Source organism: Lysobacter enzymogenes, assembly GCF_017168095.1.
GTDB lineage: Bacteria > Pseudomonadota > Gammaproteobacteria > Xanthomonadales > Xanthomonadaceae > Lysobacter > Lysobacter enzymogenes_D.
In genome coordinates this window covers 1-10,215 of sequence record NZ_LXSD01000121.1, presented here as the reverse complement: position 1 = coordinate 10,215, position 10,215 = coordinate 1, and the positions used below count along the sequence as shown (strand labels likewise).

The window sequence follows — 10,215 nt, the reverse complement described above, 5'->3', positions numbered from 1 at the left end:
GCGCGCCGCGGTGCGCGCGTCCGAGCGCCAGGAAGCGCCGCTGCAGGCCGTCGCCGGCGCCGCGCCGCTGGTCGCGGACGCCCGTGCGACCACGCCCACTGCCGGCGCCCACCCCAATCCGTTCCGCCCGCAGCAGAGCGAAGCCCCCGCGAGCCGGCCGTGGCCGCGCGCGGCCTTGCCGAACTACCCCAGCAACAGCGCCTACACCGCCAGCTACGGCGGCCCGGGCCTGGCGTCGCCGTCGTTCTACCCGTTCGAGCCGGCGCAGGACGCCGCCGCGCGAACCCGGCCGCCGGTCCAGGAACCGCAGCCGCAGCAGCCCTAAGCTCAGCGGTGCGGGTTCGACCGCGCCGCACCGCCCGGGTCCGCGCCGCCGCCGGCCGGACCCTCCCCCGAAAACCTTCCCGCCTGCGCGCTGCGTCCGCGCGACGGGATCGCCTTGCCGCGGTTTTGCCGCGTATCGCCCCACCATCGGACCCACCCAGCCGTCTCGAGGCCGCCGCCATGAATCTGCCGATCCCCGCTTCGTCCCCGACCCTGTCCTTCCGTCGCCGCCGGCCGCTGCAATCGCTGGCCCTGGTCGGCGCGATCATCGCCGCGCTGCCGGCGGCCTGCACCGCGCAGGCGCCGACCGCGCCGATCGCGCCGCCGCCGTCGGCGACGCCGTCGGCGCCGATCGTCGCCGGCCTGCCGGACTTCACCCAACTGGTCCAGCGGGTCGGCCCGGCGGTGGTCAACATCAGCGCCGAGGTCACGCCCAAGCGGGTCGCGCGTTCGCGCAACCAGATGCCGGACGAGGACCAGGTGCCGGAATTCTTCCGCCGCTTCTTCGGCCCGGATTTCCCCGGCCCCGGCGGCGGCGGCCAGGGCCAGGGCCCGCGCCAGCCGCGCGGCGGCGCGCGCTCGATCGGCAGCGGCTTTTTGATTTCGCAGGACGGCTATGTGCTGACCAACCACCACGTGGTCGACGGCGCCGACACGGTCACGGTCAAGCTGACCGACCGGCGCGAGTTCAAGGCCAAGGTGATCGGCAGCGACGAGCAGTCCGACGTGGCCCTGCTCAAGATCGACGCCAAGGGCCTGCCGTTCCTGCGCAGCGCCAACGCCAGCCTGACCAAGGCCGGCCAGTGGGTGGTCGCGATCGGCTCGCCGTTCGGCCTCGATCATTCGGTCACCGCCGGCATCGTCAGCGCGGTCGGCCGCGCCAACCCGTACGCCGACCAGCGCTACGTGCCCTTCATCCAGACCGACGTGGCGATCAACCAGGGCAATTCCGGCGGCCCGCTGCTCAACACCGCCGGCGAGGTGGTCGGGATCAATTCGCAGATCTTCTCCAACTCCGGCGGCTACATGGGCGTGAGCTTCGCCATTCCGATCGATGTGGCGATGAATTCGGCGGAGCAGTTGCGGGCCAAGGGCAAGGTCAGCCGCGGGCAGTTGGGCGTGGTGGTGCAGGCAATGACCATCGAGGGCGCCAGGAGCCTCGGCTTGCCCGACGCCAACGGCGCGCTCATCTCGCAGGTGGTGCCGGGCGGTCCGGCCGAGAAGGCCGGCCTGCAGGCCGGCGACGTGATCCGCAGCGTCAATGGCACCGAGGTGCGCGAATCCAGCGACCTGCCGCCGCTGATCGGCAACATGGCGCCGGGCTCCAAGGCGCGGCTGGGCGTGTTCCGCGACGGCAAGACGGTCGAGATCAACGTGGCGGTCAATGAACTCGACGCCAGCCTGGCCGGCGATGCCGCCGGGCAGGGCCCGTCCGAGCGCGACGGTTCGCCGGCGGCGCCGAACGCCAAGGGCAATCCGCTGAGCATCGTCGCCCAGGACGTCGACCCCGCCGCGCGCCAGCGCCTGGGCCTGAAGGCGGGCGAGGGCGTGATCGTGCGCGACCCGGGCGATGCCGGCGACGCCGGCGTGCGTCCGGGCGATGTGGTGCTGTCGGTCGGCCGCACCCCGGTCGGCAATGTCGCCGCGCTCAACCGCGCCCTGGCCGGCACCCGTCCGGGCCAGACGGTGATGCTGCTGGTCCGGCGCGGCGCGCAGACCCAGTTCATCGCGGTCCAGGCGGCCGAGGCCAAGTGATTCGGGTGACTCGGGTGACTCGGGTAATTGGGGCCTGACGGCCGTTGCGGCTGCGCCTGCGGACGCAGCCGCAACGGACGGAGCCTGCTGCGACGCCCGCCGAGCCGAGGCGGGCGTCGCAGCGTCCAGGTTCCGTTCGCGCGCCGGCGTCGGCCGGCCGCGGACAGGGCAGGGGCGTAAAGCCCCGGCCCGGCCCGGGCGGTGCCGCCGGGCCGGGTTTGCCCGAGCGGGCGATCGCCGCGATCCGTGATCCCGTCCGGCCCCGCGCCGGCCCCGCGCCGGCCGCCGGTTCAGGGGCCGCGAACTCGCAGCGGCGGCTGTGCGACAATATCCCGTTAACTTTCCCGACCGACCCACTCTCTGGAGCCGGCGAATCCCGCGTCGCCCTGCATGCATCTGATCAGAAACTTCTCCATCATCGCCCACGTCGACCACGGCAAGTCGACGCTCGCCGACCGCATCATCCAACTGTGCGGAGGCCTGGAGGCGCGCGAGATGGAAGCCCAGGTGCTCGATTCCAATCCGATCGAGCGCGAACGCGGCATCACCATCAAGGCGCAGTCCGTGTCCTTGCCGTACAAGGCGAAGGACGGCAACACCTACCAGCTCAACTTCATCGACACCCCCGGCCACGTCGACTTCAGCTACGAAGTCAGCCGCTCGCTGGCCGCCTGCGAAGGCGCGCTGCTGGTGGTCGACGCCGCCCAGGGCGTGGAAGCGCAGTCGGTGGCCAACTGCTACACCGCGGTCGAGCAGGGCCTGGAAGTGGTGCCGGTGCTCAACAAGATCGACCTGCCCACTGCCGACACCGAGCGCGCCAAGAAGGAAATCGAGGCGGTCATCGGCATCGACGCCGAGGACGCGGTGGCGATCAGCGCCAAGACCGGCCTCAACGTCGAGCTGGTGCTGGAGGCGATCGTCCACCGCATCCCGCCGCCGAAGCCGCGCGACACCGACAAGCTGCAGGCGCTGATCATCGACTCGTGGTTCGACAACTACCTCGGCGTGGTCTCGCTGGTGCGGGTCATGCAGGGCGAGATCAAGTCGGGCAGCAAGATCCTGGTGATGTCGACCGGGCGCACCCACCAGGTCGACAAGGTCGGCGTGTTCACCCCCAAGCGCAAGGAGCTGGCCAAGCTCGGCGCCGGCGAGGTGGGCTGGATCACCGCCTCGATCAAGGACGTGCACGGCGCGCCGGTCGGCGACACCCTGACCCTGGCCGGCGACCCGGCCCCGGGCCCGCTGCCGGGCTTCCAGGAAATGCAGCCGCGCGTGTTCGCCGGCCTGTTCCCGGTCGACGCCGAGGACTATCCGGCGCTGCGCGAAGCGCTGGAAAAGCTGCGCCTCAACGATGCCGCGCTGCGCTTCGAGCCGGAAAGCTCCGAGGCGATGGGCTTCGGCTTCCGCTGCGGCTTCCTCGGCATGCTGCACATGGAGATCGTGCAGGAGCGGCTGGAGCGCGAGTACGACCTCAACCTCATCAGCACCGCGCCGACGGTGATCTACGAGGTGCTCAAGACCGACGGCACCACGATCCCGATGGACAACCCGGCCAAGCTGCCGCCGGTGAACATGGTCGAGGAGATCCGCGAGCCGGTGATCCGCGCCAACATCCTGACCCCGCCGGACTACATCGGCAACGTGATCAAGCTGTGCGAGGAAAAGCGCGGCGTGCAGATCGGCATTACCTACATGGCCAGCCAGGTGCAGATCAGCTACGAGCTGCCGATGGCCGAGGTGGTGCTGGACTTCTTCGACAAGCTCAAGTCGGTCAGCCGCGGCTACGCTTCGCTGGATTACCACTTCCTGCGTTTCCAGGCCGGCCCGTTCGTGCGCGTGGACACGCTGATCAACGGCGACAAGGTCGATGCGCTGTCGATCATCGTCCACCGCAGCCACGCCGACCGGCGCGGCCGCGAGCTGTGCGAGAAGATGAAGGATCTGATTCCGCGGCAGATGTTCGACGTGGCGATCCAGGCCGCGATCGGCTCGCAGATCATCGCCCGCAGCACGGTCAAGGCCATGCGCAAGAACGTTCTGGCCAAGTGCTATGGTGGCGACATCACCCGCAAGAAGAAGCTCCTCGAGAAGCAGAAAGAGGGCAAGAAGCGGATGAAGCAGGTCGGCCGGGTCGAGATCCCGCAGGAAGCGTTCCTGGCGGTGCTTTCGACCGACAGCAAATAGTCGGGCAATCCAGCCATCAGGACGGGAATAGGGAATGGGGAATCGGGGTTCGTCGAGGCGACGCTCGCGATCCGGGCTCCCCGAGGTTTTCGTCTTCAACCACTATCGTGGCCGGCGGGTGCGGGCATGAGGGAAACGCAGCGGCGCTAGCCGATTGCGCCTCCCGATTCCCGGCTCCCGGCGGCCTCCAAAGGAAAACGCATGCGTTGGTTCGAAATCGCCCTGGTGTCGCTGACCCTGTTCACCGGCCTGGTGTGGCTGCTGGACAAAGTGGTGCTGGCCAAGCGCCGCGCCGCGCGCGAAGGATTGCTCGACGACGGCAAGGAGCCGGTGCTGGTCGACTATTCCAAGGCGTTCTTCCCGGTGCTGGCGGTGGTGCTGATCCTGCGCAGCTTCGTCGCCGAGCCGTTCCGGATCCCGTCGAACTCGATGATGCCGACCCTGCTGACCGGCGACTTCATCCTGGTCAACAAGTTCACCTACGGCCTGCGCCTGCCGATCACCAATCAAAAGGTGCTGGCGATGGGCGAGCCGGCGCGCGGCGATGTGGTCGTGTTCCGTCCGCCGCACCATCCCGAGCAGGACTGGATCAAGCGCATCATCGGCCTGCCGGGCGACAAGATCAGCTACCGCGACGGCCGCCTGACCGTGAACGGCGCGCCGATCCCCTACACCCCGATCGGCTCCTACCAGGGCCGCGGCAACGGCGCGGAAATGACCGGCGCGCAGGAGCTCAGCGAGCAGATCGGCGAGCACGTGCACCGCATCCTGCTGCGCACCGAATCGCCGCTGCTGGATCAGGGCGAAGGCGACTGGGTGGTGCCGAAGGGCGAATATTTTGTGATGGGCGACAATCGCGACAACAGCGAGGACAGCCGATACTGGGGTTTCCTGCCGGAGCAGAACCTGCGCGGCCGGGCCTTCCTGATCTGGATGAATTTCGACGAAGGCGTGGATTTTTCCCGAATCGGTAATAGCATTCCCTGACCGGCGCGACGCACCGATGGGGCGGCGCGCGGCGCCGGGGATCGCGGATCGGGCAACGCAGCGGCAAGCCCGGGACGGCGCGGTCGGCAACCAGGATCGGCGGTCCCGCATCGGTTCCGCCGGGATCGGCACTTTAGAGCAAACGGGGATTCAAGCTCATGAAGCGTAATCAGCGCGGCATCACTCTGCTGGGTTTCATCATCACGCTGGCCGTCGTCGGCGTGTTCGCCTACGTCGGCATGAAGCTGGTGCCGATGTACACCGAGTTCTATTCGGTCAAGCGCTCGCTGGCCGACCTGGCCAAGGAGCCGGGCGCCGGGCAGATGGATTCGGCCAAGGTCCGCGACCTGTTCTTCCGCCGCATGGACATGAGCTATGTCGAAAGCGTCAAGCCGGAGAACTTCAAGATCCAGCGCACCGACCGCGGCCTGGAAGTGACGGTGACCTACGACGTGCGCCGCCCGCTGATCGCCAATCTCGACGTGATCGGCCACTTCGAAGCCAAGCAGGCGATGACCAGTAAAGAAGGTGACTGATCCGATCTCCCATCGCTTCGCCAGCCCGGCGTTGCTGGAGCAGGCGCTGACCCACCGCAGCGCCGGGGCGCCGCATAACGAGCGCCTGGAGTTCCTCGGCGACGCGTTGGTGAACCTGATCGTGGCCGAAGCGCTGTACCAGCGCTGGCCGCAGGCCGACGAGGGCGCGCTGACCCGCGCCCGGGCCGAGCTGGTGCGCGAATCGGCGCTGGCGCCGATCGCGCGCGCGCTGGAGCTGGGCGCGCGCCTGACCCTGGGGCCGGGCGAGATGAAGTCCGGCGGCCACCGCCGCGACTCGATCCTGGCCGACGCGCTGGAAGCGGTGGTCGGCGCGATCTACCTCGACGCCGGCTTCGAGACCTGCCGCGCGCAGGTGCTGCCGTGGTTCCTGCCGGCGATGGACGCGCTGCCGCCCGCGCACAAGGTCGGCAAGGACGCCAAGACCCGCCTGCAGGAATGGCTGCAGGGCCGGCAGAAAGCGCTGCCGGTGTACGCCTTGCTGTCGGAGAGCGGCGAAGACCACGCCAAGACCTTCCAGGTCAGCTGCACGGTCGCGCAGCCGGCGCTCAGCGCCGTGGGCGAGGCCGGTTCGCGCCGCGCCGCGGAGCAACTGGCGGCCGAGGACGTGCTGCGGCAGCTCAAGGCGGACGATTGAGCGGCGGGATCCGGGATCGCTTTGGAGCTTGGGGCCCGCCTTTGGCGGGCTTTCTGTTTTGGGGCCGAAGGCGGGCTTTTCGCTTCGGGACCGGGATGGGGGATGGAAGCGCTTGAGGCCCGTCTTCAGGGTCTTTGCCCGGATGCCGGTCTTCGACGCATCGGCGAGGCGGCAAGCCCGCGAGCCCGCGAGCCCGCAAGCCCGCAAGCCCGAAAGCCGGCGAGCCCGCAAACCGCCGAGCCCGCAAACCGCCGAGCCCGCAAGCCGCCGCGCCCGCCACCTACCGTCATCCCCGCGGAGGCGGGGATCCAGGGCTTTATCCAGGCATGACTCTGAAGTCTCTGGATCCCCGCCTCCGCGGGGATGACGGTAGGTGGCGGGCGCGGCTATCGGTGAGGTTCGCGAACCAGCTGCCGCTCCCAGCGTCGGAGCCAGACCCCGAGTCCCGCTGCCGTCTCCCGGCTCCCAACACCTGAGCTCCGACACCTGAGCCTCAACACGTGAGCCTCAACACCTGAGCCTCAACACCTGAGCCTCAACACCTGAGCCGCAACACCTGAGCCGCAACACCTGAGCCTCTGTTTCCGATTTCCGCTCCTCCGCTCCAACCCCGTCCCCATCCCCAACCCCAACCCCAACCCCATCCCCATCCCCATCCCCATCCCTCAATTTGCTGTCCCAGCCGCCCCAGCGGACAATTCCCCCATGACTCCCACTCCGCACCGCGCCGGCTACGTCGCCGTCATCGGCCGACCCAACGTCGGCAAATCCACCCTGACCAACGCCCTCGTCGGCGCCAAGGTCAGCATCGTCTCGCCGCGGCCGCAGACCACGCGCCACCGTCTGCTCGGCATCGCCACCTTCCCCGAAGGCCAGTTGCTGCTGGTCGACACCCCCGGCATCCATCGCGAACAGAAGCGGGCGATGAACCGGATGATGAACCGCGCCGCGCGCGGCTCGCTCGAAGGCGTCGACGCCGCGCTGCTGGTCGTGCGCGCCGGCCAGTGGGACGACGAGGACACCCTGGCCTACGACGCCCTGCGCGGCGCCGGCGTGCCGGTGGTGCTGGTGGTCAACCAGGTCGATCGCATCGCCGACAAGACCAAGCTGCTGCCGTACCTGGCCAAGGTCACCGAAGGCCGCGAGTTCGCCGGCGTGCATCCGATTTCCGCGCTCAAGCGCAGCGGCCTGGAAGCCCTGGTCAAGAGCCTGCTGGCGCTGCTGCCCGAACAGGCCGCGCTGTACGGCGAAGACGAGATCACCGACAAGAGCCAGCGCTTCCTCGCCGGCGAGATGGTGCGCGAACAGCTCATGCGCCAGCTCGGCGAAGAACTGCCGTACGCGACCACGGTCGAGATCGAGCGCTTCGAAGTCGACGGCGCGATGCTGCGCATCGGCGCGGTGATCTGGGTCGAGCGCGACGGCCAGAAGGCCATCGTCATCGGCAAGGCCGGCGCGCGCCTGCGCGAGATCGGCGCCAAGGCGCGCATCCAGATGGAGCGCCTGTTTGGTTCCAAGGTGTTCCTGGAAACCTGGGTGCGGGTGCGCGAAGGCTGGTCGGACGACGAAGCGGCGCTGCGGCAGTTGGGGTACGAGTGAGTGGTGGAGCAGGGGAATAAAGGGAAAGAGGGGAACGAGGGGAGGGGTGGGGTGCGCGCTGCCTGTGCAGTGAGCGACGCGCTGTTGCGCATCCGACGCGCCGCCCCGATCGCGCCGCCCTCGCCATTCCCCAATCCCCTCTTTTCCCGCCCCTGAAGCGCCATGCGCCTCACCGCCGAACCCGCCTACATCCTGCACGTGCGCCCCTGGCGCGAGACCAGCCTGCTGATCGAAGCCTTGAGCGAGCAGCACGGCCGCGTCGGCCTGGTCGCGCGTGGCGTGCAGGGGCCGAAAAAGCAGGTGCTGCGCGCGGCCTTGCAGCCGTTCCAGCACGTGCGCCTGGACGCCTTGCTGCGCGGCGAACTGGCGCGGCTGACCACGGCCGAGGCGCTCGACGCGGGGCCGCGGCTGCACGGCGATGCCGCGCTGGCCGGGTTCTACATCAACGAGCTGCTGCTGCGGCTGGTGCCGCGCGGCGATCCGTTCCCGGAGCTGTACGAACTCTACGGCCGCACCCGCGCGCGCCTGGACGGGCCGCAGCTGGCGTGGACCCTGCGGCGGTTCGAACGCGACCTGCTCGATGCGCTGGGCTCGGGCTTCGACTGGGGCTCCGATGCCGACGGCGCGCCGATCGATCCGGCCGCGCGCTACCGGCTCGATCCGGAGCAGGGCGCGCGCCGCCTGCTCAGCGACCGCGGCCACGGCGAACGCAGCGCCGCGGCGACCGGGCGCGCGCTGCTGGCGCTGGCGCAGGACCGCCTGCCCGAGGCCAGCGACCTGCCGGGCCTGCGCCATGCGCTGCGCGCGGTGCTGGTCCACCACCTCGGGCCGCGCGGGTTGAAATCGTGGGAGATGATGGCCGAACTGGCGCAGGTGTCGCGGCCGAAGCCGGCGCGCGAGGACGGCGGCTGAGGGTTCCTCGTCCGGCCGTTTCGAATCGGCTGTTCCGAATCGGTTGTATCGAATCGGTTGTATCGAATCGGCCATTTCGAATCGACCGCTACGGATCGATTGTTGAGGATCGATTGTCGTCGCTCGATTGTTGCGAGGCGGCCGTTGCGAAGCGGCCGCGCGCGCCATCCGGCGCGGCCCAGCGCGCTCAGCCGGCCTGATCGGCCGTTTCCTGCGCCGTGCGTTCGAAGCGCTCCAGCTCGTGCGCCGAATCCGGCTGGGCCTGCAAGGCCTGCACTGCCTGCGCGAGTTTCGCCGCGCCGACGAAGCCGCAACTGGCGCGCAGCTTGTGCAGTTCGCCGCGCAGCGCGTCGAGATTGCCGATCCGCGCCGCGGCCAGGATCGCGCGCCGCGCGTTCGGCAGCTCCTGCACGAACAGCTCGCGCAGGGTGGCGATATGGGCGCGGTTGCCGTTGAGCGCGCGCGCCGCGGCGTCGTCGTCCCACACCGGCGCGGCCGCGTCGTCGAGCGACGCGGCGGCCGGCGCGTCGTGTTCGGGCAGGTCGAGCAGGCGCCGGATCGCGCCGCGCACCGCCGCCGCCGGCAGCGGCTTGACCAGCACGTCGGAGAAGCCCGAAGCGATCAGCCGCGCACGCACTTCGCTCTCGCCGGTGGCGGTGTGCGCCAGCGCGGGCGTGGCCGGGTGCGAGCGGCGCAGGCGCTCGAGCAGGTCGATGCCGCTGCCGTCGGGCAGGTGCGCATCGAACAGCCACAGCTGGTAATCGGTGCAGGCGCTCAGTGCCATCGCCGCGGCCAGACTGTCGGCGCCGTCGACCTGGGCCGGTACCGCCTCTACGGCGGCGGTCAGAAAAGCGCGGCTGGTCGGGTCGTCCTCGACCAACAGCACGCGTGGGACCTGGGAATTCTTCATTGCCGGTTCGCTTCCGCCCGCTATCCTGCTTCCATGCTGCGGCCCATGTTACGCCTACTGATGGGGTTGTCGCTGCCCCTGCTCGGGGCGGCGGCGCTGTGCAGTCTGCCGGCCGCGGCGCAGGCGCGCACCCTCGACGCGCGCATCGCCAAGGTCGTCACCGCGGTGGCCCGGCTGGAGCAGGTGCGGGTGCGGCTGGCCTGGCCCGACGGCGCCGCGCAGGGCGAACTGCAACTGCAGGCCGGGCGGATCGACGCGCCGGAACTGGGCTACCGCTTCCAGAACGTGGCCTGGCGCTGCCCGCTGCGCCGCGACGGCCGCGGCGGCTGGCAGTGCGCGGGCGAGCTGCGCGC

General features: G+C 69.9%; 9 protein-coding genes and 1 pseudogene. 9 read left to right on the top strand and 1 reads right to left on the bottom strand.

Features of this window, described 5'->3' with window-relative positions:
• The 8 genes and pseudogenes from A7A76_RS03435 to recO all read left to right on the top strand — a co-directional run.
• Window positions 1–325: pseudogene (locus A7A76_RS03435) on the top strand (hypothetical protein); the annotation flags it as partial.
• A gap of 179 nt (window positions 326–504) precedes the next feature.
• Window positions 505–2,079, top strand: a complete 1,575-nt coding sequence (locus A7A76_RS03430; RefSeq protein WP_206409882.1) for a Do family serine endopeptidase — start codon at window positions 505–507, stop codon at window positions 2,077–2,079.
• 390 nt (window positions 2,080–2,469) lie between these two features.
• Entirely contained in the window at window positions 2,470–4,263 is a 1,794-nt protein-coding gene (gene lepA / locus A7A76_RS03425) for a translation elongation factor 4 (RefSeq protein ID WP_206409881.1), read from the top strand.
• Window positions 4,264–4,464: 201 nt separating this feature from the next.
• Complete coding sequence (lepB, locus tag A7A76_RS03420) at window positions 4,465–5,250, top strand: signal peptidase I (RefSeq protein ID WP_206409880.1); 786 nt, start codon at window positions 4,465–4,467, stop codon at window positions 5,248–5,250.
• Window positions 5,251–5,408: 158 nt separating this feature from the next.
• Entirely contained in the window at window positions 5,409–5,786 is a 378-nt protein-coding gene (locus A7A76_RS03415; RefSeq protein ID WP_206409879.1) for a DUF4845 domain-containing protein, read from the top strand.
• Complete coding sequence (gene rnc / locus A7A76_RS03410) at window positions 5,779–6,441, top strand: ribonuclease III (protein WP_206409878.1); 663 nt, start codon at window positions 5,779–5,781, stop codon at window positions 6,439–6,441. Before A7A76_RS03415 ends, rnc begins: the two co-directional genes overlap by 8 nt.
• Before the next feature lie 705 nt (window positions 6,442–7,146).
• Entirely contained in the window at window positions 7,147–8,040 is an 894-nt protein-coding gene (era, locus tag A7A76_RS03405) for a GTPase Era (protein WP_206409877.1), read from the top strand.
• A 162-nt stretch (window positions 8,041–8,202) separates the two neighbouring features.
• Window positions 8,203–8,952 carry a DNA repair protein RecO gene (gene recO, locus A7A76_RS03400; protein WP_206409876.1) on the top strand — a complete coding sequence of 250 codons (750 nt, stop codon included), beginning with the start codon at window positions 8,203–8,205 and terminating at the stop codon, window positions 8,950–8,952.
• A gap of 187 nt (window positions 8,953–9,139) precedes the next feature.
• On the opposite strand, the gene A7A76_RS03395 is transcribed toward recO, so the two are convergent.
• Window positions 9,140–9,862: a response regulator gene (locus A7A76_RS03395; RefSeq protein WP_206409875.1), complete on the bottom strand. Its 723-nt coding sequence runs from the start codon at window positions 9,860–9,862 to the stop codon at window positions 9,140–9,142.
• Window positions 9,863–9,907: 45 nt separating this feature from the next.
• On the opposite strand from A7A76_RS03395, the gene A7A76_RS03390 reads away from it, so the two are divergent.
• Window positions 9,908–10,215 (top strand): hypothetical protein (locus A7A76_RS03390; RefSeq protein ID WP_206409874.1); only part of this gene is annotated, 308 nt, incomplete at its 3' end.

What these genes read in the sequence shown, in the direction of transcription:
- lepB (WP_206409880.1), top strand. Translation starts at nt 4,465, where the DNA reads ATGCGTTGGTTCGAAATCGCCCTGGTGTCGCTGACCCTGTTCACCGGC.
- lepA (WP_206409881.1), top strand. Translation starts at nt 2,470, where the DNA reads ATGCATCTGATCAGAAACTTCTCCATCATCGCCCACGTCGACCACGGC.
- recO (WP_206409876.1), top strand. Translation starts at nt 8,203, where the DNA reads ATGCGCCTCACCGCCGAACCCGCCTACATCCTGCACGTGCGCCCCTGG.
- A7A76_RS03430 (WP_206409882.1), top strand. Translation starts at nt 505, where the DNA reads ATGAATCTGCCGATCCCCGCTTCGTCCCCGACCCTGTCCTTCCGTCGC.
- A7A76_RS03395 (WP_206409875.1), bottom strand. Translation starts at nt 9,862, where the DNA reads ATGAAGAATTCCCAGGTCCCACGCGTGCTGTTGGTCGAGGACGACCCG.
- A7A76_RS03415 (WP_206409879.1), top strand. Translation starts at nt 5,409, where the DNA reads ATGAAGCGTAATCAGCGCGGCATCACTCTGCTGGGTTTCATCATCACG.
- era (WP_206409877.1), top strand. Translation starts at nt 7,147, where the DNA reads ATGACTCCCACTCCGCACCGCGCCGGCTACGTCGCCGTCATCGGCCGA.